Genomic DNA, 22,473 nt, shown 5'->3' on the forward strand with positions numbered 1-22,473 from the left:
TGAGGTCGTAGTCTCTCTGGAGCGTTCCGACGCGCTGCACACGGGACAGTTCCGCACCAAGTCGTCCGTTGACCCCGACGCGTCGCGGCAGCGGACCGCGAGCCCCCGAACCGCAGGAGAGCACCCCATGAGCCAGGCACCCGGTCGCTACCCGGAAGAGCAGGACCAGCGCGGCTACGGCCAGCCGGACCCCTACGGCCAGCAGCAGGGCTACCCGCAGCAGGGCTACGCGCAGGACCCGTACGCCCAGCAGCCGGGTTACCCGCAGCAGGGCGGCTATCCCCCGCAGGGCTACGGGCAGGACCCGTACGGCCAGCAGCAGGGCTACCCGCAGCAGGGTTACCCGCAGCAGGGCTACGGGCAGGACCCGTACGGCCAGCAGCAGGGCTACCCGCAGCAGGGCTACGGGCAGGACCCGTACGGCCAGCAGCAGGACCCGTACGGCCAGCAGCAGGGCTACGGCCAGCCGCAGGGCTACGACCCCTACGGCCAGCAGCAGGGCTACGCGCAGCCGGGCTACGGCCAGCCGCAGGGCTACGACCAGTACGGCGGCCAGTACGGCCAGGGCGGGTACGACCCGTACGGCCAGCAGCCGGGCTACGACCAGTACGGCCAGCAGCCCGGGTACGGCGGCGTCCAGACCCGCCAGATGACGGCGAGCCTGACCCTCGACGACGGCTCGAACCGCTCGTACCAGCTCGTCGCGGGCGCCAACGTCATCGGCCGCGGCCAGGACGCGCAGTTCCGTCTCGCCGACACCGGGGTCTCCCGCCGGCACCTCGAGATCAGCTGGGACGGCCAGCAGGCCACCCTGTCCGACCTCGGGTCCACCAACGGGACGACGGTCAACGGCACCCCGGTGCAGACCTGGCAGCTCGCCGACGGCGACACGATCCGGGTCGGACACTCGGCGCTGCTGTTCCGCGCCCAGGGCTGACGCGCTCTCCTCGTGCCCGAACTCGTCCTCCAGCTCACCCGAGCCGCGTTCCTCGCGCTGCTCTGGCTGTTCGTCTTCGCCGCGCTACGGGTCGTGCGCTCGGACCTGTACGCGGCGTCCGGACTGCGCGCCGCGGCGCCCGGCCGACGACCCTCCAAGGGAGGAGGGACGGCGAAACCGGGCCGCGGCGGGGGTCGGTCGAACGGGCCGAAGGCGTTGATCGTGACGGCGGGCGCGCTGGCGGGCACCCGCATCGCACTCGACGGTCGCCCGATCATGCTGGGTCGTGCTGACGACTCGACGCTGGTGCTCGACGACGACTACGCGTCGACCCGGCACGCCCGCATCTCCCAGTCCGGTGACGACTGGTACGTCGAGGACCTCGGATCGACCAACGGCACCTATCTCGACCGCGCCAAGGTGACCGGTCCCACCAAGGTGCCCCCGGGCACGCCGATCCGTATCGGCAAGACCGTGATCGAGCTCCGTACATGATGGCTGACACCGCACGCGGGCATCGGCGCCCGCACGCCGCCCGCGCTCCGAGCGCGCCCGTCGCACGGACCCGGGTGCAGGTCGTCCGTGCCCGTGAGTGCAGGATCGTCCCGTGACCCTGGTGCTGCGCTACTCCGCCCGCAGCGACCGGGGCCTGGTCCGGCAGAACAACCAGGACTCGGTCTACGCGGGCCCTCGCCTCCTCGCGCTCGCGGACGGCATGGGAGGCCACGCGGCCGGTGAGGTGGCCTCCAAGCTGGTCATCGCCGCGCTCGTGCCCCTCGACGACGACGAGCCGGGAGACGACCTGCTCGGCGAGCTCGCCGAGGCGACCGCCCAGGGCAACGACGCCATCACCGAGCTGGTCAACGAGGAGCCCGACCTCGACGGGATGGGCACCACGCTCACCGCCGTCCTGTTCGCGGGCACCAGGCTCGGCATGGTCCACGTGGGCGACTCGCGGGCCTATCTCTTCCGCGACGGCGTCCTCACCCAGATCACGCGCGACGACACCTTCGTGCAGTCGCTCATCGACGAGGGCCGGATCACCGAGGACGAGGCCGCGAGCCACCCGCAGCGCTCGCTGCTGCTGCGCGCGCTCACCGGCCACGACGTCGAGCCCTCCCTGACGGTGCGCGAGGCGCGCTCCGGCGACCGCTACCTGCTCTGCTCCGACGGCCTCTCCGGCGTCGTGAGCGCGGAGACGATCGCGGAGGCGCTCACCATCCGGGACCCGCAGGGCTGCGCGGACCGGCTCATCGAGCTCGCGCTCAAGGGCGGCGGGCCGGACAACGTCACGTGCATCGTCGCCGACGTCGTCGACGTCGACTACGGCGAGGACGAGCCGATCTACGGCGGCGCCGCGGGCGACGGCCGCGCGGACCCACCGCCCGGGGACTCCGCCGCGGCGCGTGCGTCGGCGGCGACCCTCACCCGGTCCGAGGCCACCCCGCGCCCCGATCCGCTGCCCACCCGCAGCGACGCCGCGCGCAGCCGGAACAAGCCGCGCCGCTCCCGGCTCGCGGTGGTGCTCGCCGTCGTCGGCGTGATCGTGCTGGCCGGCCTCGCGCTGCTCGTCACCCGCCTCTGGATCTCGCAGCAGTACTACGTCGGCGCCTCGGGGGATCAGGTCGTCATCTACCAGGGCGTGCGCGGCAGCGCGCTCGGCGTGCAACTCCAGGACGTGACGGAGCAGACCGGTCTGCGGGTCGGGGACCTGACCCAGGTGGGTCGGATGTCCGTCCAGGGCGACTCGCTGCCGACCTCCGACCTCGACTCCGCGCACCGCACCGTCGAGCGCCTGCGCACCGACGAACTGCTGCCGGCGTGCAAGCCGCCGGCACCCGCCGCGGTCCCGGGCGCCCCGGGCACCCCCGCGGTACCCGGGCAGGCCGCTGCCCCCACGACCGCCGCGGCACCGGGAGCCCAGGCGCCCGCGGCCGTCACCGCGGCACCGCCGACCGTGTCCACGTCCCCGCAGGTCCCGGGACGCGACTGTCGCCGGGTGCAGTAATGGCCCGCCCCGCCCAGGCCGCGCCCGGCAGCGGACGGAGCGGCAGCGCCCGCCCCGCCGTCGAGGCGCCCGCGGACCGCACCGCCCTGCGCCCGATCGTCGCCGCCGCCGTCTCCACCCGGCGTGGGATCGAGCTGGCGCTGCTCGCCTTCGCCGCGGTCATCACGACCGGCGCGCTCGTCCTCGTCGAGGCGAACCAGAACCAGGAGCTCACGCTCACCCTGCTGTACCTGGGTGCGGCCTACCTGGGGCTGTTCGCCGCCGCGCACATCGCCGTCCGCAAGTTCGCGCCCTACGCGGACCCGGTGATGCTGCCGTGCGCGGCCCTGCTCAACGGGCTCGGCCTCGTGATGATCCACCGGATCGACCTGGCCAAGGCCGCCAAGGCCATCCAGCTGGGCAACCCGGTCCCGGACGCCGACGCGCTGAAGCAGATCGAGTGGCTCGCGCTCGGCCTGGTGATCTTCGTGGTCGTCATGTGGAAGGTGAACGACCACCGCGCGCTCGCGCGGTACGGCTACACGGCCGGGTTCGTCGGCCTGATCCTGCTGGGGCTCCCCGCGATCCTGCCCTCGGCCCTGTCCGAGGTGAACGGCGCGAAGATCTGGATCCGGATCGGCGGCGTCGGTATCCAGCCCGGTGAGTTCGCCAAGATCCTGCTGACGGTCTTCTTCGCGGGGTTCCTCGTCTCCAAGCGCGAGCTGTTCACGACGGCGGGCAAGCACTTCCTGGGCATGACCTTCCCCCGCCCGCGCGACCTCGCTCCGCTGCTCATCGCGTGGGCCGTGGCCATGGGCGTCCTGGTCTTCGAGTCCGACCTCGGCACCTCGCTGATGTTCTTCGGGATCGTCCTCGCGATGATCTACGTGGCCACCGAGCGGTCGTCCTGGGTCCTCATCGGCCTGGTCATCTTCGGGGCGGGCGCATTCGCGGCGTGGACGTTCGTGTCCCGCGTGCAGCTGCGCGTCGACGTGTGGCTCAACCCGCTGGGCGACCCGGCCAACACGAGCTTCCAGGTCGCCCAGGGACTGTTCGGCCTCGCGACCGGCGGCATGCTCGGCACCGGCCTCGGCGCCGGGCGGCCGGACCTCGTGCCGCTGTCGAGCACCGACTTCATCTTCACGTCCATGGGTGAGGAGCTCGGCCTCGTCGGGCTCATGGCGCTGCTGCTGCTCTACGGGCTGATCTCGACCCGCGCGCTGCGGACCGCGCTCGCCGTGCGTGACACGTTCGGCAAGCTCCTCGCCGCGGGCCTGGGCTTCGCCCTGATGATCCAGGTGTTCGTGGTCTGCGGCGGCGTCATCGACCTCATCCCGAACACCGGCCAGGCCGCGCCGTTCATGTCCTACGGCGGGTCGTCGCTGGTGGCGAACTACGCGCTCGTGGCCCTCGTGCTGCGGGTGTCCAACGCCGCCCGCCAGCCCGCGGGCGGCGACAAGGCGAAGCCGGAACCCGGGGCCGCCCCGGAGGCTCCGCGCAAGCCGCTCGCCGAGGCGCACACCGAGATGGTGTCGCGGGGCGAGGCGGCCACGCCGCCGCAGGGCTCCCCGGCCACTCCGCACGAGGCCGCGGGTGCGCCCTACGGCGGGACGACGTCGCCGCCCGAGGGGAGCACGCCGCCCCGGGGTGGCCCGCTCATGCCCTCCGGCCCGCATCCGGCCGGCCAGAACCCGCCCGGCCCGGCCGGCCAGGTCCCGCCCGGACCCGGGGCCCACCGGCCCGGCGCCGTTCCCCCGCCGTCACGCGGGAGGACCCGCTCGAGCGAGCGCAACGACGGGAGGAGGACCCGAGAGTGAACACCCCGCTGCGTCGGGTCTCCCTCGTGGTCATGGGCCTGATCGTGCTGCTGCTGGGCCAGGCCACCTGGGTCCAGGTCGTCAAGGCCGACGACTACAAGGCGAACCCCTACAACCAGCGCGTCCTGCTCGACGAGTACTCGCGCCAGCGCGGTCAGATCAGCGCGGGCGGCGACGTGCTCGCGGCCAGCGTGCCGACCGACGACCGCCTGAAGTACCTGCGTCAGTACTCCGACGGCCCGATGTACGCGCCCATCACCGGCTACTACTCCCAGGTCTACGGCACGACCGGCGTCGAGCGCGCCCTGGACTCGGTGCTCAACGGCTCGGACGACCGCCTCTTCGTGCGTCGCATCTCCGACGTGGTGACGGGCCGGGCGCCCGCGGGCGGCAACGTCGCGCTGACGATCGACCCGAAGGTGCAGAAGGCCGCGTACGACGCGATGACCTCCAAGGGCTACAGCGGCAGCGTCGTCGCGATCCGGCCGCAGACCGGCGAGATCCTCGCGATGGTGTCGACCCCCTCGTTCGACCCCAACCCGCTCGCCAGCCACGACGGCCCGACGCAGAAGGCCGCCTGGAACGCGCTCGACCCGAACAGCTCGGACTCCCCGCTGATCAACAAGGCGATCAGCGCGACGTATCCCCCGGGGTCGACGTTCAAGCTGGTCAACACGGCCGCCGCGCTCGAGGCGAACGCGATCACGCCGCAGTCGCCGGTGACCGCGGCGCCCCGGATCACGCTGCCCGACAGCGTGACCACGCTGGAGAACTACAACGGCGAGGCCTGCGGCTCGGGCCCGACGGTGCCGTTCTCGGTCGCGTTCGCGAAGTCCTGCAACGGCCCGTTCGCGCAGCTGGCCGACCAGATCGGCGCGGACAAGCTGCGGGCCATGGGCACGGCACTCGGCATGGAGAACACCGGCCTCACCGTGCCCATGCCGGTCGCCGAGTCCTCGGTCGGCGAGCTCGGCGACGGCGCCGCGTTGGCGCAGTCCGGGATCGGGCAGCGCGACGTCCGCATGACCCCGCTCCAGAACGCGATGATCACGAGCACCATCGCGAACGGCGGAGTCCCGATGCAGCCGCACCTGGTCAGCCAGATCCAGGGCCAGGACCTCTCGGTCGTCGACACCACCGATCCCGACCGCGGGTCACGCGCGTTCTCCACGAACACCGCCTCGACGCTGACCCAGCTGATGATCGGCTCGGAGAACGGCGGCACCAGCGGCGGGAAGATCCCGGGCATCCAGCTCGCGTCGAAGACCGGCACCGCCGAGTGGGGCTCCACCCCCAAGATCAGCCCGCCGCACACCTGGTACGACGCGTTCGGGCCCGTGCCCGACCCGCAGGTCGCGGTCTCGGTGATCGTCGAGAAGGGCGGGAACCGCGGGGATGACGCCACCGGCTCCTCCGTCGCGGGCCCGGTCGGTCGCGCGGTCGTCGCCGCCGCTCTGCAGCAGGGAGGGAGGTAGCTCCATGGCTCCGACCACGGGCACCTTGCTCGCCGACCGCTACCGGATCGGCCGCCGCATCGCGATCGGTGGCATGGGCGAGGTCTGGGAGGCCCAGGACTCGCGCCTGGACCGCACCGTCGCCGTCAAGATCCTCAAAGCCGAGCTGTCCGGGGACCCGGAGTTCCTGCACCGCTTCCGCACCGAGGCCCGCACGGCCGCGTCGCTGAACAACCCCGGCATCACCCAGGTCCACGACTACGGCGAGACCACCACCGACTGGACGACGGCCAACGGCACCGTCCAGGTCCCGGTGGCCTACCTCGTGATGGAGCTGGTGCGGGGCGACCCGCTCGCGCAGCTCCTCTCGGTGCACGGCCGTCTCGGGGTGGACTTCACCCTCGACATCCTCGAGCAGTCGGGCTACGCGCTCGACGCGGCGCACGAGCGCGGGCTGGTCCACCGTGACGTCAAGCCCGGCAACATCCTGGTGACCCCGAGCAACCAGGTGAAGATCACCGACTTCGGGATCGCGAAGGCCGTCGACGCCGCCCCGGTGACCCGCTCCGGCATGGTCATGGGCACCGCGCACTACATCGCCCCCGAGCAGGCGGGCGGGGGTGACGCGGGCCCGGCGTCGGACGTGTACTCCCTCGGCGTCGTCGGCTACGAGTGCCTCGCGGGCCGCCGGCCCTACCTCTCCGAGAACGCGGTCACGGTCGCGATGATGCACATCCGCGACCCGCTGCCGCCGCTGCCGCCGGACGTGCCCCCGGTGGTGCGCCAGCTCATCGAGCTGACCCTCACGAAGGACCCGCGCGGTCGCTACGCCACCGGCGGCGAGTTCGCGCGCGCCGTGTCCGCGGTGCGCCGCGGCGAACCGCTCCCCCGGCCGGGGGCGGCGACGGCCGCGACCGAGGCCGTGAACCCGTCCACGCGGATCGCCCCGGCCACCACGCGGGAGCCCCAGCCGTCGCCGCCCCGCCGCGACCGCTGGGAGGACCAGCAGCCGCAGCGGCGCCGCGGCCCGTGGGGCGCGGTCGCCGCGATCGCCCTGGTCGTCGCGCTGCTCGCCGTCGCGGGCTACGTGCTGCTCTCGAACACCGAGACCAGCGCGCCGCCCGCTCCCGTCGCCACCCCGACCACGACGACGACCACCCCGGCGCCGACCACGACCACGCGGGCGAGCCGCACGACGACGGCCACGAGTTCGGCGTCGGGCAACACGATCACGGTCAGCAACATCGATTACGTGGGGCGGCCCGCCTCGGTGGCGGTCGCCGCACTGCGACAGGACGGCCTCGACTCCGACGTCCGGACCGTCCTGGGCTCGAAGCCGAGCGACCCGTCAGCCTGCCGGGTCCTCTACGTGTCCCCCACCGGCGAGGTTCGCCGCGGGGACACCGTCACCGTGACCTGTCAGGAGTTCGGATGACCACTCCCCGCCTCCTGTCCGACCGCTACGAGCTCGGGCCCGCGCTGGGCTACGGCGGGATGTCCGAGGTCCACGGCGGCCGGGACGTGCGCCTGGGTCGCGACGTGGCCATCAAGGTGCTGCGCGCCGACCTCGCCCGCGACCCACAGTTCCAGATCCGCTTCCAGCGCGAGGCCCAGAACTCGGCGGCGCTCAACCACCCGGCGATCGTCGCGGTGTACGACACCGGCGAGACCTGGGCGGACGACATCCCGCTGCCCTACATCGTCATGGAGTACGTCGCAGGCCGGACGCTGCGCGACATCGTCAAGACCGGTGGCCCGATGGAACCGCACCGGGTCTGCGAGGTCATCGCCGACGTGTGCTCGGCGCTCGACTTCTCCCACCGCTACGGGATCATCCACCGCGACGTGAAGCCGGCCAACGTCATGATCACCCCGGCCGGGGCGGTCAAGGTGATGGACTTCGGCATCGCGCGGGCGCTCTCGGACGCCCAGCCCGCGGTGACCCAGACCGCCGCGGTCATCGGCACCGCGCAGTACCTCTCGCCGGAGCAGGCCCGCGGTGAGTCGGTGGACGCCCGCTCGGACGTCTACGCCACCGGGTGCGTGATCTTCGAGCTGCTCACCGGGAACCCCCCGTTCACCGGGGACTCGCCGGTCGCGGTGGCCTACCAGCACGTCCGCGAGGACCCCAAGGCGCCGTCGGAGGTCAATCCCGCGGTGCCCGCGGCCCTCGACGCGATCACGCTCAAGGCGCTCGCGAAGAACCCGTACAACCGGTACCAGACCGCGGGCGAGATGCGCGACGACCTGATCCGGGCGCTGCAGGGCGAGCCCGTCGAGGCCCCGCTCGTCATGTCGGACGACGAGCGCACCGACTACATGAACCAGACCGGCCCGACGCAGGCGGTCGGCCCGGCGTACGCCACCGGACCCGCGACCGACGCGGGCGACTTCGCCGCGTGGCAGGCCGAGCAGGAGGAGGTCCGGCGCTCGCGGCGCCGGAAGCGCAACGCGATCATCGGCGGCATCGTGCTGCTCGCCGCCGTGCTGGGCGGGCTGTTCTGGCTGACGTCGCCGTCCAACCGACAGTTCGCGATCCCCGACGTCACCAACCAGCCCCAGGACGTCGCCCTCCGGACCCTGACCGGGGCGGGCCTGCGGCCCAACCTGGTCCAGGTCGCCTCGGATCAGGGGCAGGTGGGTCGGGTGCTCGGCACCGATCCGGGGGCGGGCACCCAGGTGCAGCCGGACACCGTCGTCGCCCTGCGGGTCGGCCGCGGGCCCGACCGGGTCCCCACGCCGCAACTGGTGGGGCAGACCGCCGACCAGGCCCAGCAGATGGCCCAGGCGGCCGGGCTGACCCTCACCTCGGTGCCGCAGCAACGCCAGGTCGACGATCCGTCGCAGGTGGGCAAGGTCCTCGCGCAGGACCCGACGCCCCAGACCCCCGTGGCGCCGGGCACCCCCATCCAGCTCACCCTCGGCCAGGCGCGTCCCACCCTGCGCCTGCCCGACGTCACCAACCAGGACCAGGCGACCGCGACGCAGACCCTCGAGGGGGTCGGGCTGGACGTCACCGCCACCCAGGTCGACGGCGGCGGCAAGCCGGGCACGGTCATCTCCACCTCGCCGTCGGCCGGCTCGACCGTGGCGCAGGGATCGAAGGTCACGCTGTCGGTCTCGAAGGGCAACCAGCTGCAGGTGCCGTCCATCGTCGGGAAGTCGCAGGCCGAGGCGCTGTCCGCGCTGGCCGCGGCCGGTTTCAGCGGGAACCTCCAGACCAACCCGACCGACATCGAGGACCCGAGCCAGGACGGCAAGGTCCTGAGCCAGAGCCCGACGGCGGGCACCCAGGCCAGCGCCAAGGACACGATCACGGTGACCGTCGGCCGCTTCAACGGCGGCGGCAACGGGGGCAACGGGAACGGCAACGGCAACGGCGGGGTCTTCGGCGGGAACACCGGCGGCGACGGGACCGGCAGCGGCGGCGGCCTCTTCCCGGGCAACTAGCTCGCCGCGGCGCCCCCTACGCGGGGGGCGCGGCGGCGAGGGCCAGGGCGCGGACGTCGCGCACCAGGTCCTCGACGAGCGTGTCGGCCACCGGATGACCGCAGACGGCCATCCACGAGGCCAGCATCCGGTGCCCGTCCTCGGTGAGGACCGACTCCGGGTGGAACTGCACGCCCTCGAGCGACAGCGTGCGGTGCCGCATCGCCATGAGCACGCCGTCGGAGGTCCAGCCGGTGGCCTCCAGCTCGTCGGGCACCGAGTCGGGCCGCACGGTGAGCGAGTGGTACCGCGTCGCGGTGAAGGGGTCGGGCAGTCCCGCCAGCACCCCCGCCCCGCCGTGGTGCACGCTCGAGGTCTTGCCGTGGCGCAGTTCCGGCGCGCGCTCGACCACGGCGCCGAAGGCCTCGCCGAGGGCCTGGTGCCCGAGGCAGACACCGAGCATCGGGCGACCGGCCGCGGCACAGCGCCTGATGACCTCGATGCTGCGTCCGGCCTCGCGCGGGGTCCCCGGTCCGGGGCTCACGAGCACGCCGTCCACCTCGTCGGCGAGGTCGAGGACGTCCGCGGCGTCGTTGCGACGCACCACGGGCTCCGCCCCCAGCTGGGCCAGGTACTGGACGAGGTTGTAGACGAAGCTGTCGTAGTTGTCGACGACGAGGACCCGCACGACGCCCAGCCTACGGTCCACCCGGGCGACGCGGGTCCGGCCGCTTCGGCGCCTGGGCTACCGTGGAATCCGACACACGCCACGTCCCCGGGTGCGCGGGCCGTGCCCGAGGGCACCCCGCGTCCCGTGCCGGACGAGACCGCATCCCCGTCCCCGAGCGGAGCATCCCGTGCCCAAGTCGAAGGTCCGCCGCAAGCCGGCCTACACCCCGCCGCCGCAGGCCGCAGCCACGACGTCCACCGGCCCCTCGCACCCGGCCTACGTCTTCATCATGCTCGGAATCGGCCTGCTCGGGCTCGCCTGGCTCGTCGTCAACTACCTCGCCGGCGAGAAGATCCCCTTCATGGCCGAGCTGGGGGGCTACAACTTCCTCATCGGGTTCGGGCTCGTCGTGGTCGCGCTGCTCATGACGATGAAGTGGCGCTGACTCCGGCCCGGCACGGTCCGCGAACTACACGAATGTCATTCGTCCCCACTGTGGACGGACCCTGTGGACAACTCTGACGACGCGCCCGCTCGCCGGTGGGCCGCCCCGGTGCCCGCCGTCGTCGTGGGGCTGCTGGCGGGCGTCGGCCTGCTGGCGTGGGTCGCGCTCGGCGTGCGCACCGGCTCCCTCGACGGGCCGGGCCGCCTGCTGCTCGGGGTGGCCGGGGTCGCGGTCGGCGCAGCGGCGCTGGTCGGCCTGCGCGCGCGACCGCGGCTGGCCGCCGACGAGGACGCCCTCGTGCTGCGCGGCGTGCTGACGACCCGGAGCTGGCCCTGGGCGCGCGTCGACGCCGTACGGGTGGTGCGGATGCGCCGCCTCGGCCTGCCCGCCGCCTACCTCGAGATCGACGCCCGTGACGACGACGGCAGCGAGCGGCTGCTGGTGCTCGGCCGGCTCGAGCTCGGCACGGACCCGGTCGACGTCGCCGAGGCGCTCCAGGCCCACCGGGCCGACGCCGGGCGGGTGCGCTCAGGAACCGCCGCGGCAGAGGGTGCCCGCGTCGCAGACGATCGAGCCGAAGGACAGGTCCCGCAGGACGATCGCGACGAGCAGGACGGCGACGACCCCACCGGCGACGGCGAGCCCCACCGAGGGTCGTGACCGGGCCGGGCCGTGCACCATCCCCGCGGCCACGACCGCGCCGACCACGAGCCCGCCGAGGTGACCGAGCAGCGAGATGCCGGGGAACGTCAGCGAGAACACGACGTTGAGGCCCACGATGACGAGCGCGGAGGTCATCGGGAGCTGCAGGCGCCGGAGCAGCACGATGAGTGCCCCCATCAGCCCGAAGATCGCGCCCGACGCCCCGGCGACGGCACCGGTGGGGCTGCCGAACAGCATCACGGCCGCCGAGCCGCCCAGCAGCGACGCGCCGTAGAGCACCGAGAAGCGCAACCGGCCCAGCACCAGTTCGATGTCCCGGCCGATGAACCACAGCGCGATCATGTTGAACAGCAGGTGCAGCGGTCCGATGTGCAGGAAGCCGGAGGTCACCAGGCGCCACCAACCGCCGCCCGCCACCTGGATCGGGGCGAGGGCGGTGGCGTCGAAGACCGCACCCGAGGCGTTGTCCGCCACGCTGCCTGCGTCGATCGCGGTCAGCAGGAAGACCGCGACGTTGACCGCGATGAGCGCGGGGACGACGACCGGGGTCGCACTGCCGACCCGCCGCCGGGCCCGCGGTGTGCTGCGCGCGCCCGCGGACACGCAGTCCACGCACTGCATGCCCACGGCGGCCTCGCGGAGGCACTGCGGGCACGCCGGTCGGTCGCAGCGGGTGCAGCGCAGGCCCGTCGGGCGGTCGGGATGGCGGACGCAGACCTGCGTGTCCGCCTGGTGCGGCGGCCCGGCCGCGGGAACGGTCATGCCCCCATTGTCCGGACCATCCGGTGACGGTGCCGTCGGATCCGTCGTGTCCCCGTACTCAGCGGGTGATCTCGACGGTCTCGATCACGATGTCGGACACCGGGCGGTCCCCCGGGCCCGTCGCGGCGGCCGCGATGGCGTCGACGACGTCGCGCGAGGTCTGGTCCGCGACCTCACCGAAGATGGTGTGCTTGCGGTTCAGCCAGGTGGTCGGCGCGACGGTGATGAAGAACTGCGAACCGTTGGTGCCGGGCCCGGCGTTCGCCATCGCGAGCAGGTAGGGGCGGTCGAAGCGCAGGTCCGGGTGGAACTCGTCGGCGAACTTGTAGCCCGGTCCCCCGCGACCCGTTCCGGTGGGATCCCCGGTCTGGAGCATGAAGCCCGCGATCACGCGGTGGAAGATCGTGCCGTCGTAGAACGGCCCGTTCGACGAGCCCTTCGCGTTCGGCTCGCTGTACTGACCTTCACCGGTCGCGAGTCCCACGAAGTTCGCCACGGTCTTCGGGGCCTGATCGGGGAAGAGGTTGACGCTGATGTCGCCGTTCGAGGTGTGCAGCGTCGCGGTCGGCCCGTTCTCGGCATTCGTCACGGGCGTCATGGTGCCACCGTCGGTGTAGCGGGTGTGACGCACCGGCGGGTCGGGCACTTGCAGACAGGGGAATGGCGGGCATAGTGAGCCGCCACCGAGGAGTGAGGTGTCGCCGTTGAGCAGCAAGACCGTGATCGGAGCCAGGGAAGACCTGGACGATCTGCGCAAGGAAGGTCGCCGCGCGCGCAAGAAGGCGGCCAAGCACGCCGAGAAGGCCGCCGCCCAGGCCCGCAAGGACCGTGAGAAGGCGCGGAAGGAGGGCGCGAAGAAGCGCGCCGACGTCCGCAAGGACGTCCGCAAGGCCGCCGACGACGCCCGCCAGCGCGTCCTCGACGCCCGCGCCGACGCCCGCAAGCGGGCCGAGGAGGCGCAGGGTGAGGCGCGCAAGCGCGCCCACGAGGCCCGCGCGGAGACCCGTCGCCGCGCGAACCAGGCCGGCAAGGTGGCCCGCAAGCAGGCCAAGGTCTACGCCAAGGACGCGCGCAAGGCGCTCGAGTCCTCGTCGCTGCCGAGCAGCGTCGGCGAGCTGCGCGACCTCGGCGACTCGGTCCGGGGCTCCCTCGAGGAGGGCCTGACCACCGCCCGCAAGGACCTCGCGGCGCGTATCGAGCCCGAGGAGCCGAAGAAGAAGCGCCGTCGCTGGGGCCTCTGGCTGGTGCTCGGAATCCTGGGTGCCGGCATTGCGGTGGTCGCGACCCGCAAGGCACCCGAGCTCCCGCCGCCGCCCCCGCCGGCGCCGCGGCCGAAGCCGAGCCCGACGCCGGGTGCCTCGAAGGACACTCCGGCGGCCAAGGCAGGCGCCGTGCCGGACCCGTCGGAGGACGGCGGCATCGTCCCGCCGAAGGCGCCGACCGACGCGGTCTCGCCGAAGCCGAGCACGAACGGCACCACCGGAAGCAGCAAGCCGGCGGGCGGCGCGAAGAACTGACGCACCGCACCCGGTCCTCCTCGCGGCCGGTCAGGTCCCGGACGACGGGTCCTGACCGGCCGCGGGTGTGTCCGGGGTTCCTCCGCTCACCCGCCGGGCCGTAGCGCCCGGTCCGGGCCGAGGATCGCCCGCAGCCGGTCCCCGGCCCCCACGGTGCGGTCCGGGGCGACGTCCGCCCCCCGCCCGCCGACGACCGCGGCGACCCCTTCGGCACTCGTCGTGCCCGGGCGCAGGTACTCCCCGTGCCCCCGGGAGCCGTCGCTCGCCGGGAGCGCGCTCCCGGACGCCCCGCCGCGGGCGGGCTGTGGCGTCGTCGACATCCCGCGGACCTCCGGCGAGGAGTTCGTGTCCGGTCCGAACCAGCCCGCGTCGGCGACCGGGTCGCCGCGGGCCTCCGCGACCCAGACGTGGCCGGGGCGCACCGGCGCGGGCGTGACGCCCGGCGAGCCGAGCAGGACCACGTCGTCGACCCCGTGCGCGGCGGGCAGGGCCTGCGCGACGGTGACCGACCCGTAGGAGTGGCCCAGCACCGTCACGTGCGCCGGGTCGTCGGGGCGGGCCGCGTCGAGGCCGGCCACGAACGACGCGAGCCGCGTCGCGCCGACCGACGCGGGCCCCGTCCCCAGTACCGACCGCGGCGGATCGGCGACCTCGGACCACTGCGGCGCCGCGTAGTCGTACCAGGCCACCATCGCGGCGTCCGGGCCCGCGCGGGCCGCGACGGCGTCGAGCTCCGCGATCCGCCCGGGGAGGTCCTCGGCCCGCGCGGTGAATCCCGGGACGAACACCCCCACGTGCCGGGCGTCGTCGGTGTCCCCGGTGGCCACCGCCGCGCGACCGCTCACGGGGTCGAGGGCGAGCAGCTCGTGCCCCGGGGCCGCGGCGGCGGCGTCGACCGCGGCGAGGCGGCCCAGACGGGCCCGGACCTCGGCGAGACGGGCCTCGACGTCCTGCAGGGCGGCGAACCCGCTCGCCCCGTCCCGCGCGAGGTCCAGGGCCGCCTCCTCGGCCTCGCCGTCGCGCCGGGCCGTCGCGAGGCGGATCCGGTTCGCCCGGTCGCGGTCGCGCGCCGGGATGCCGTCGAGCGCGCCGACGAGGTCGGGACGCCCGGCCGTCAACCGGTCGCGCTCCTCCCGGCGCAGCGATCCCCACCAGTGCGCCACGGCGATCGGGACGGGACCGTCGACGGGCGCGCCCACCGGCCCGGGCCCGACCCTGCCTGCCGCGACGAGTGCCCCCACCAGCCGGGCGTCGAGCGCCGCGTCGAGCGGGAGGGTCGCGGTGAGCGCCACGTCGGTGAGCACCGCGGACAGGCGCCGGGCCCGGTCGAGCAGGGCTGCGCCGCGGTCGACGAGCCGGGCGTGCGCTCCTCGGGCCGCGTCGGCGGCCGCCCCGGACCAGCCGTCGGGCAACGCGACGGCGAACACCGCCCGCTCCCAGCCCGCCACCGCGACCTCGAGGTCGCGGGCGGGTCCGGCGAGCGGGGTCGTCACCGGCCGAAGGAGGCCGCCAGTGCCTCCTCCGCGACCTCCTGGTCGGCGGCCCCGGCCTCGAGGGCGTCGCCGAGCTTTCGCGCGGTGTCGGTCCACCTGGCGGCGTCGGCGGCCCAGGTCGCGGCCAGCGCGGTGGCGTGCTCCGCCGCCCGGGTCCCGGGCACGGCCGCCGCGAGCGCCCGGAGGGCGGTGACCATCCCGCGCGCCGCGGTCCCCGCCTCACCGACCGCCTCCTCGATCTCCTCGACGGCGTCGCGCACCGCGTCCGTGGGGTTCGTGAATCCGTTCATGCCCGTCGGACGTCCGCGGACCCGCTCCCGGTTCCGCGGGCTCGCCGGGCCTGGGGACAACCGGGTCCGCGGTGCCGGTGGGGACGCCTCGCTGCTCCGTCCTGCGGAACCCTCGGGCGTGCGCCCCAGCCCGACGCCGCCTCACCTCCGTCACGCCCGACGGGCCCCCGTCGCCGCTGGGCCTGCCGCCGCCGCGCCGTCCCACGAGGGGCACACCACGCACCCCACAGCGCCGCTGAACCTGCGCCACGTGCCCCTCGCCAGCGCTGGTCGCCCGCCGCCCACGTCCACCCCGTCCCAGCCGACCGGTACGGCCCACCTTGTCGCGGGATTCCGCGGCCACGGACCCGCCCTGTCGTTGTGATTCACTGCGACAAGTGGCCGGGGCTTCCGCAGGAGACCGCGACAAGGCGAACAGCGGCGCGCGCAGGAGACCCGGCCCCACCCGCGCCCAGCTCGAGGCGGCGCGGGGCGAGCTCCTCCCCGACGTCCTGCCCGGCCCCGGTGACCCCCCGCTGCGCGTGCTCTTCAGCGGGATCAACCCCGGACTCGTCTCCGCCCACACCGGCCACCATTTCGCGCGCCCCGGCAACCGGTTCTGGCCCGCCCTGCACGCCGGCGGTTTCACCCCGCGGGTGTTCGCGCCCGCCGAGCAGAACCTGCTGCCGGGCCTCGGGCTCGGGATCACGAACGTCGCGCCGCGGGCCACCGCGCGGGCCGACGAGCTCTCCGACGCCGAGATGGTTGCCGGCGGCGAGCGGCTGCGCGCGCTGGTCGCCGGACGAGCGCCGCGCTGGCTCGCCGTCGTCGGGATCGTCGCCTACCGGGTCGCCTTCACCGAGCGCACGGCCGTCGTCGGACCCCAGGAGCGCCGGGTCGGCGACACCCGGATCTGGGTGCTGCCGAACCCCAGCGGGCTCAACGCGCACTACACGCCGGCTGCTCTCGGCGAGGCCTTCGCCGCACTGCACCGAGCCGTCGAGAAACCCGACCCGCCCTGATGCATACAAGCCTGTTGACGGTGGCACCGGTCACAGGCCAGGGTCAGCTCACGGGAGATCGGACTCGACGCGGAGGTCGGCTGTGGCCAGTGGCGACATCAAGGTGAGCATCCTCGACTGCGGGGCGATGACCGCGGACCTGACGTGGTTGCTGCTGAAGCCGGGGCGGTCGATCCGCGCCCGCCAGCAGCGCGACGAGCCGACCGAGTGGGCCACGGTGCCCACGCACTGCGTCCTCGTCGAGACGCCCGACGGCACCATCCTCTGGGACACCAGCTGCCCCCGGGACTGGGAGGACCGCTGGGGTCCGACGGGCCTGCAGGACTTCTTCCCCTACGAGAAGGTCAGCGAGGACGAGTACCTGGACTCGCGCCTCAAGCAGATCGGCGTCGGGGTCAACCAGATCGACTACGTCGTGCTCAGCCACCTCCACTTCGACCACTGCGGCAACGCCGACCTGTTCAAGGACTCGTCGGCCAAGCTGATCTGCAGCGAGAAGGAGAAGGAGTTCGCCTTCGGGTTCGACGGCCTGTTCACCGGGGCGCACCTCAAGACCGACTACGAGGGCCTGAACTGGGACACCGTCTCCGGCGACACCGAGTTCCTCCCCGGGGTCACGCTGCTCCAGACCCCCGGCCACACCCCGGGCACCATGTCGATGCAGGTCGACCTGCCCGACACCGGGACGATGATCTTCACGTCGGACGCCGTGTACATGGGCGAGTCCTACGGGCCGCCGACCACGCCCGCCGCGATCGTCAACGACATGGGCCAGTTCTACTCGTCGGTCGAGAAGATCCGCGGCATCGCCGAGAAGAAGGACGCCACCGTCGTCTTCGGCCACGACGCCGAGCAGATCCACCAGCTGAAGACCGTCTCGAACGGGGGCTCCTACACGTGACCGTCCCGCCGATCCCCACCGACGAATCCGTCTTCACCTGGGGAGCACCACCCCTGAAGTTCGGCGCGGGCGCGGCCGACGAGATCGGGTTCGACCTCGCCCAGTACGGCGCCAGGCGCATCCTGCTCATCACCGACCCGGGCATGCAGCAGACCGGGCTGCCGGACCGGATCGCGGACGGCATCCGGCGCTTCGACATGACCGTCGAGATCTTCGACGGCGTGCACGTCGAGCCCACCGACGATTCGATGAACAAGGCCATCGGCTACGCCACTCAGCAGGGCCCGTGGGACGGGTTCGTCGCGGTCGGCGGCGGCTCGTCCATCGACACCGCGAAGGCCGTCAACCTCCTGACGACCTTCCCCGGCGAGCTGATGGACTACATCAACAAGCCGGTGGGCAGCGCGCAGGCCCCGCCCGGGGCGCTCAAGCCGCTCATCGCGGTCCCGACGACGGCGGGCACCGGTTCCGAGTCGACGGCGATGTGCATCCTCGACGTGCTCTCGCTGCGGGTGAAGACCGGCATCAGCCACTGGCGGCTGCGACCCACCCTGGCCGTCGTGGACCCGCTGCTGACGATGACGCTTCCGCCACAGGTCACCGCGGCGGCCGGGATGGACATCGTCTGCCACGCCCTGGAGAGCTACACGGCGCGCTGGTACACGACGTTCGACCGCAAGAAGCCCGAGGAGCGGGTGACCTACTGCGGGTCGAACCCGGTCTCGGACCTCTGGTGCGAGAAGTCGATGTCGCTGTTGGCCCGCTCGTTCCGCACCGCCGTGGAGCGGGGCGACGAGGACGTCGACGCGCGGATGGACATGATGATGGCGGCGACGTTCGCGGGGATGGGCTTCGGGAACTCGGGCGTCCACATCCCGCACGCCAACGCCTACCCCATCGCCGGGCAGGTCCGGGACTTCCACCCGGCGGGCTACCCCTCGGACGAGGCGATGGTGCCGCACGGGATGTCGGTGTCCCTGACGGCACCGGAGGCGTTCCGGTTCTCGTTCGAGTCCGCCCCCGACCGGCACATGGCCGCGGCGCGGATGCTCGGCCCGAACGCCGACACGCAGAACACTGCGTCCGAGCAGCTCCCGCACGTGGTGACCGAGCTGATGCGCGACATCGACATCCCGAACGGCATCGGCGCCGTCGGGTTCGGCGAGTCGGACATCCCCGACCTCGTCGACGGGACGATGAAGCAGCAGCGCCTCCTCGCGACGTGCCCGCGCATGCCGACCGAGGACGACATCGCCGACATCTTCGCCAAGTCGATCACCAACTGGTAGGTGCCTGCGTGCCGATCTACGACTACCGCTGTGACTGCGGGCTGCGCTTCGAACGGCTGATGGGCCTGAACGCGCCCGCGCCCGCCTGCCCGGAGTGCGGCGAGGCCACCCGCAAGGTGCCGTCGCGCCCCGCGCTGCACGGCCAGGCCGACGCCGGGCTGTCACGGGAGCAGATGCCCCAGACCTGGCGGGGCACCTACAACGGCAACCGCGAGTACCTGACCGCGATGCAGCGGAAATGGGACCAGCGCCAGCGCCTCGAGGACAGGCACCCCGAGCTCGCCGGCGACACCCGACCGGTCGCCGCGCACGAGGGCCGCTACGAACAGGTCCCGCTCCGGGCCGGCGAGCCGATGATCACGCCGGCCGCGGCGCCCGAGGGCGGCCAGTCCCACGGGCACGGTCATGGCCACGGGCACAGCCACGGCGGTGCCGCGGGCGGGGCATGATCATCATCGACTGACCAGCAGGGAAGAGGACGACGTGGGCGAGCTCGAGCAGCTCTCGATGGTGATCGGCGGCAAGGCCGTCGCAGCGGTGTCCGGGAAGACCTTCGAGTCGCAGAACCCCTACACCGGGCAGTCGTGGGCGCTGATCCCCGACGGTTCCGACGAGGACATCGACGCCGCTGTGGCCGCGGCCCGCGCCGCCCTCGACGGCGAGTGGGGGCAGATGACCGGGTTCGCCCGGGCGGCGTGCCTGCGTCGCCTCGCGGACCTCATCACCGAGAACGCCGAACGGCTGGCCCGGCTCGAGGTCAACGACTCGGGCAAGCTCTACCGCGAGATGCTCGGGCAGCTCAACGGGCTCGGCGGCTGGTACCACTACTACGCCGGGATCGCCGCCACCCTCGAGGGACGCCAGATCCCCGCGCCCAACCCGAACTACCTCGTCTACACCCGCCGCGAGCCGGTCGGCGTCGTCGCCGCCATCACGCCGTGGAACTCCCCGCTGCTGCTGATGAGCTGGAAGGTCGCACCCGCCCTCGCCGCGGGGTGCACCCTCGTCGTCAAGCCCTCGGAGCACGCCCCGGGCTCGACCCTCGGGTTCGCCGAACTGATCGCCGAGGCCGGGATCCCCGCGGGCGTCGTCAACGTCGTGACCTCGTCGTCCGGCGCACCGGGGGCCCACCTGGCCGCCCACCCCGGCGTCGACAAGGTCGCCTTCACCGGGTCCACCGCCACCGGGCGCAAGGTCGCCGTCGCGGCGGCGGAGAACCTCAACCCGGCCACGCTCGAGCTGGGCGGGAAGTCGCCGCAGGTGGTGTTCCCCGACGCCGACCTGCAGGCCGCCGCCAACGGCCTGGTCGCCGGGGTCTTCGCCGCCACCGGCCAGACCTGCATGGCCGGCTCGCGGCTGATCGTCCACGCCGACGTCCACGACGAGCTGATCCGCCTGGTTGCCGAGCGCGCCGCCCAGATCAAGCTCGGCGACCCCTTCGCCGAGGACACCGAGATGGGTCCCGTGGCCAACGGGATGCAGTACGAGAAAGTCGTCGGCTACCTGCAGACCGCACGCGACGAGGGCGCGACCATCGCCTACGGCGGAGCCGCCGACGAGGGCCTCGGCGGCTACTTCGTGAAGCCGACCGTGCTCTCGGTCAAGCCCACCGACACGGTGTTCCGCGAGGAGGTCTTCGGGCCGGTGCTCGCCGCGACGACGTTCACCGACGAGGACGAGGCGATCAAGCTCGCCAACGACACCCCCTACGGTCTCGCCGGCGCGGTCTGGACCAAGGACGTGCACCGCGCCCACCGGATCGCCGCGCGCATCAGGGCGGGCACGGTGTGGATCAACGCCTACCGGGTGGTCGCCCCGAACGTGCCCTTCGGCGGCTACAAGGCCTCCGGGCTCGGCCGCGAGAACGGCGCCGCCGCCGTCGACGCCTACCTCGAGGACAAGTCCGTCTGGGTCGAGCTCACCGGCGGTACCCGCGACCCGTTCACCCTGGGTTAGCGGGGCCGGACCGTGGACTTCGCCGAGGCCCGGCAGACCTTCTTCCGACCCCGCGCCGGGGCCGCCGCCCCCGTGACGGGGACCCCGGCCCTGCGGCTGCGCCACGTGCTCGAGCCGCTCGCGATGGTCAGCGTGTGGGGTGCGCCCGCCCACGAGCACCTGGCGAAGGCCGGGCTGGACTTCCTCACCGGCTACGTCGGGGGACGGGCCTGCGTGCTCGGCGACCCGTCGCCCGGCGTCGTGGCCGCGACCTTCGCGGTGTTCGAGCCCGGCCTCGCGGGCGAGCTGTGGCGCGGGGCCCGGGCGGCGTGCTCGGTCTCCGAGCTCCGGGCGGTCCGGGAGCTCGGCGGTGGGGAGAGCCTGCGAGCCGCCCTCGAGGGGGTCGACATCGCCGAGATCGGGCGGGTGACGCGGGCGCTGCGGGAGGCCCTCGACGCGGCCGGGCCCGCCGAGAGCGCCGGTCGCCCGCTCTACGCCGGGCTGCGCGACCTCCCCTGGCCCTCCGACCCGCACGCCGCGCTGTGGCACGCGGCCACGCTCCACCGCGAGCACCGGGGCGACGCCCACCTCGGCGCGTGCGTCGCGGCAGGCGTCGACGGGCTCGAGGCGAACGTGCTCACCGAGCTGCGGATCGGGTTCGAGCTCTACGAGTACACCGGGACCCGGGGCTGGTCACCGGAGGCCATGGACGCCGCGGTCGCGCGGCTCGCGGCGCGGGGGTGGATGGCCGACGGTGCCCTGACCCCGGCCGGCCGCGTGGCCCGTGACGACATCGAGGCGGCGACCGACCTCGCGCAGGCGCGGGTCCTCGACACGCTCGCCTCCGGGCTCGACGAGCTGGTCGGCACCCTCGGCGGCTGGGCGGACCGGGTGGTCGACGCCGGCTGGTTCCCGCCCGACCCGTACAAGCGCGCCGCGGGATGAGCGCGGACTCGGCGGGGTACCGCCCGCAGGTGAGCGACGAACCGACCCCCGCCCGGCGGCTGCGCGACGCGATCGAGCCGGTCGCGATGGTGCACGTGCACTCCGAGGAGGCCCGCGAGCAGTACGCGGCGCTCGGGCTCGCGCGCTTCGCGGGCTACGTGCTCGGCCGGGCGGGCACGCTCGGCCTCCCACCGGCCCCGCTGGTCGTCGCGAGCTTCGGGGTGTTCGAGCCGGAGATGCTCACCGGGATCTACGAGAGCGCGCTGACGACCGCCACGGTCCCGGACGTGCTCGCCGCCAAGCAGGCGGGCGCGGTGCGGTGCCTGCACCGGGTGCTCGGGGACGCGGGCCGCGACGTCGAGGAGGTCGTCACCGTGCTGCGCGGCGGCCTGGATCGCGCGCCGCTGCTCGGCAAGCCGCTGTTCGCGGGTCACCGGTCGCTCGACTGGCCCGGCGACGCCTGGGGCCGGCTCTGGCACGCGACGAACCTGCTGCGGGAGTTCCGCGGCGACGCCCACCTCGCCGCGCTGGTCGGTGCGGGGATCGGGCCGGTCGAGGCCAACCTGCTGACCGAGGCGCACGTCGGGATCACCACCCGCGATTACACCCGCACCCGCTCCTGGGCCGAGGCGGACATCACCGCGGCGCTGGACGACCTGATCGACCGCAGGCTCCTGGTGCTCGAGCACGGCTCGGCCGTCCTCACCGAGCGGGGTGTCGCGCTGCGCCGGGAGATCGAGGACGTGACCGAGGCGGCGCTCGACCCGGTGCTCGAGGGGATGGAGCACGGCCTGGACCGCGTGGTCGAGCGCTGCACCGGCTGGTCACGGGCCCTGCGCGACGGCGGTGCGTTCCCGGACGACGAGCAGAAGCTGCGGGCCGGCTGACATCACTCCGACGACCGCGGGTGCGCCACCGCCGTCACCGGGGAACCCTGG

At 73.6% G+C, this 22,473-nt stretch carries 21 protein-coding genes and 1 pseudogene; 17 read left to right on the plus strand and 5 right to left on the minus strand.

What is annotated here, in order from left to right; translation table 11 throughout:
• The 7 genes from VGI02_RS26820 to pknB form a co-directional block, all read left to right on the plus strand.
• Positions 1 to 937, plus strand: a 937-nt coding sequence (locus VGI02_RS26820; RefSeq protein ID WP_331632739.1) for an FHA domain-containing protein, incomplete at its 5' end; no start/stop codon positions are given.
• A gap of 12 nt (positions 938 to 949) precedes the next feature.
• Entirely contained in the window at positions 950 to 1,432 is a 483-nt protein-coding gene (locus VGI02_RS26825) for an FHA domain-containing protein FhaB/FipA (protein WP_331632740.1), read from the plus strand.
• A gap of 112 nt (positions 1,433 to 1,544) precedes the next feature.
• Positions 1,545 to 2,945 carry a PP2C family protein-serine/threonine phosphatase gene (locus VGI02_RS26830; protein WP_331632741.1) on the plus strand — a complete coding sequence of 467 codons (1,401 nt, stop codon included), beginning with the start codon at positions 1,545 to 1,547 and terminating at the stop codon, positions 2,943 to 2,945.
• Positions 2,945 to 4,741, plus strand: coding sequence for an FtsW/RodA/SpoVE family cell cycle protein (locus tag VGI02_RS26835; RefSeq protein ID WP_331632742.1), 1,797 nt, complete (start codon positions 2,945 to 2,947; stop codon positions 4,739 to 4,741). Before VGI02_RS26830 ends, VGI02_RS26835 begins: the two co-directional genes overlap by 1 nt.
• Positions 4,738 to 6,216, plus strand: a complete 1,479-nt coding sequence (locus tag VGI02_RS26840; RefSeq protein ID WP_331632744.1) for a peptidoglycan D,D-transpeptidase FtsI family protein — start codon at positions 4,738 to 4,740, stop codon at positions 6,214 to 6,216. Before VGI02_RS26835 ends, VGI02_RS26840 begins: the two co-directional genes overlap by 4 nt.
• A 4-nt stretch (positions 6,217 to 6,220) precedes the next feature.
• Positions 6,221 to 7,630: a protein kinase domain-containing protein gene (locus tag VGI02_RS26845; protein WP_331632746.1), complete on the plus strand. Its 1,410-nt coding sequence runs from the start codon at positions 6,221 to 6,223 to the stop codon at positions 7,628 to 7,630.
• Positions 7,627 to 9,645, plus strand: coding sequence for a Stk1 family PASTA domain-containing Ser/Thr kinase (pknB, locus tag VGI02_RS26850; RefSeq protein ID WP_331632748.1), 2,019 nt, complete (start codon positions 7,627 to 7,629; stop codon positions 9,643 to 9,645). The genes VGI02_RS26845 and pknB overlap by 4 nt, the downstream gene beginning before the upstream one ends.
• A gap of 16 nt (positions 9,646 to 9,661) precedes the next feature.
• Here pknB and VGI02_RS26855 read toward each other — a convergent pair whose 3' ends face one another.
• Complete coding sequence (locus VGI02_RS26855) at positions 9,662 to 10,312, minus strand: aminodeoxychorismate/anthranilate synthase component II (RefSeq protein WP_331632750.1); 651 nt, start codon at positions 10,310 to 10,312, stop codon at positions 9,662 to 9,664.
• Between the two features lie 169 nt (positions 10,313 to 10,481).
• On the opposite strand from VGI02_RS26855, the gene crgA reads away from it, so the two are divergent.
• Positions 10,482 to 10,739 carry a cell division protein CrgA gene (crgA, locus tag VGI02_RS26860; RefSeq protein WP_331632752.1) on the plus strand — a complete coding sequence of 86 codons (258 nt, stop codon included), beginning with the start codon at positions 10,482 to 10,484 and terminating at the stop codon, positions 10,737 to 10,739.
• A gap of 216 nt (positions 10,740 to 10,955) precedes the next feature.
• Positions 10,956 to 11,234 (plus strand): annotated as a pseudogene (locus tag VGI02_RS26865) (PH domain-containing protein); the annotation flags it as partial.
• 33 nt (positions 11,235 to 11,267) lie between these two features.
• On the opposite strand, the gene VGI02_RS26870 reads toward VGI02_RS26865, so the two are convergent.
• Both VGI02_RS26870 and VGI02_RS26875 read right to left on the minus strand, forming a co-directional pair.
• Positions 11,268 to 12,164, minus strand: a complete 897-nt coding sequence (locus VGI02_RS26870) for a rhomboid family intramembrane serine protease (RefSeq protein ID WP_331632754.1) — start codon at positions 12,162 to 12,164, stop codon at positions 11,268 to 11,270.
• Positions 12,165 to 12,222: 58 nt separating this feature from the next.
• On the minus strand, positions 12,223 to 12,753 hold the full coding sequence (locus VGI02_RS26875) for a peptidylprolyl isomerase (RefSeq protein ID WP_331632756.1): 531 nt from the start codon (positions 12,751 to 12,753) through the stop codon (positions 12,223 to 12,225).
• 115 nt (positions 12,754 to 12,868) lie between these two features.
• On the opposite strand from VGI02_RS26875, the gene VGI02_RS26880 reads away from it, so the two are divergent.
• Positions 12,869 to 13,681: a hypothetical protein gene (locus tag VGI02_RS26880; protein WP_331632758.1), complete on the plus strand. Its 813-nt coding sequence runs from the start codon at positions 12,869 to 12,871 to the stop codon at positions 13,679 to 13,681.
• An 86-nt stretch (positions 13,682 to 13,767) separates the two neighbouring features.
• Here VGI02_RS26880 and VGI02_RS26885 read toward each other — a convergent pair whose 3' ends face one another.
• Positions 13,768 to 15,174 carry an alpha/beta hydrolase gene (locus VGI02_RS26885; protein ID WP_331632760.1) on the minus strand — a complete coding sequence of 469 codons (1,407 nt, stop codon included), beginning with the start codon at positions 15,172 to 15,174 and terminating at the stop codon, positions 13,768 to 13,770.
• Positions 15,171 to 15,464 (minus strand): hypothetical protein, encoded by a 294-nt coding sequence (locus tag VGI02_RS26890; protein ID WP_331632762.1) that lies wholly within the window; start codon positions 15,462 to 15,464, stop codon positions 15,171 to 15,173. The genes VGI02_RS26885 and VGI02_RS26890 overlap by 4 nt, the downstream gene beginning before the upstream one ends.
• A gap of 377 nt (positions 15,465 to 15,841) precedes the next feature.
• Between VGI02_RS26890 and mug the strand changes: the two genes are divergently transcribed.
• The 7 genes from mug to VGI02_RS26925 all read left to right on the plus strand — a co-directional run bounded on the left by mug (position 15,842) and on the right by VGI02_RS26925 (position 22,422).
• Complete coding sequence (gene mug / locus VGI02_RS26895) at positions 15,842 to 16,465, plus strand: G/U mismatch-specific DNA glycosylase (RefSeq protein WP_331632763.1); 624 nt, start codon at positions 15,842 to 15,844, stop codon at positions 16,463 to 16,465.
• Positions 16,466 to 16,547: 82 nt separating this feature from the next.
• Positions 16,548 to 17,366 carry an N-acyl homoserine lactonase family protein gene (locus tag VGI02_RS26900; RefSeq protein ID WP_331632764.1) on the plus strand — a complete coding sequence of 273 codons (819 nt, stop codon included), beginning with the start codon at positions 16,548 to 16,550 and terminating at the stop codon, positions 17,364 to 17,366.
• The gene (locus tag VGI02_RS26905) at positions 17,363 to 18,655 is read left to right on the plus strand and encodes a hydroxyacid-oxoacid transhydrogenase (protein WP_331632765.1); all 1,293 of its coding nucleotides are present in this window, start codon (positions 17,363 to 17,365) and stop codon (positions 18,653 to 18,655) included. Before VGI02_RS26900 ends, VGI02_RS26905 begins: the two co-directional genes overlap by 4 nt.
• Before the next feature lie 8 nt (positions 18,656 to 18,663).
• Positions 18,664 to 19,104: an FmdB family zinc ribbon protein gene (locus tag VGI02_RS26910; protein WP_331632766.1), complete on the plus strand. Its 441-nt coding sequence runs from the start codon at positions 18,664 to 18,666 to the stop codon at positions 19,102 to 19,104.
• Between the two features lie 34 nt (positions 19,105 to 19,138).
• Positions 19,139 to 20,611, plus strand: a complete 1,473-nt coding sequence (locus VGI02_RS26915) for an aldehyde dehydrogenase (protein WP_331632767.1) — start codon at positions 19,139 to 19,141, stop codon at positions 20,609 to 20,611.
• Between the two features lie 12 nt (positions 20,612 to 20,623).
• On the plus strand, positions 20,624 to 21,535 hold the full coding sequence (locus VGI02_RS26920) for an SCO6745 family protein (protein ID WP_331632768.1): 912 nt from the start codon (positions 20,624 to 20,626) through the stop codon (positions 21,533 to 21,535).
• Positions 21,536 to 21,564: 29 nt separating this feature from the next.
• The gene (locus VGI02_RS26925) at positions 21,565 to 22,422 is read left to right on the plus strand and encodes an SCO6745 family protein (protein ID WP_331632769.1); all 858 of its coding nucleotides are present in this window, start codon (positions 21,565 to 21,567) and stop codon (positions 22,420 to 22,422) included.
• Positions 22,423 to 22,473: the final 51 nt, after the last annotated feature.

Origin of the sequence: Actinomycetospora sp. (assembly GCF_036497245.1) — a bacterium.
Lineage (GTDB): Bacteria > Actinomycetota > Actinomycetes > Mycobacteriales > Pseudonocardiaceae > Actinomycetospora.

Bases quoted from the DNA above. Each gene is read 5' to 3' on its own strand.
- VGI02_RS26845 (WP_331632746.1), top strand. From the start codon at position 6,221: ATGGCTCCGACCACGGGCACCTTGCTCGCCGACCGCTACCGGATCGGC.
- pknB (WP_331632748.1), top strand. From the start codon at position 7,627: ATGACCACTCCCCGCCTCCTGTCCGACCGCTACGAGCTCGGGCCCGCG.
- VGI02_RS26870 (WP_331632754.1), bottom strand. From the start codon at position 12,164: ATGACCGTTCCCGCGGCCGGGCCGCCGCACCAGGCGGACACGCAGGTC.
- VGI02_RS26890 (WP_331632762.1), bottom strand. From the start codon at position 15,464: ATGAACGGATTCACGAACCCCACGGACGCGGTGCGCGACGCCGTCGAG.
- VGI02_RS26835 (WP_331632742.1), top strand. From the start codon at position 2,945: ATGGCCCGCCCCGCCCAGGCCGCGCCCGGCAGCGGACGGAGCGGCAGC.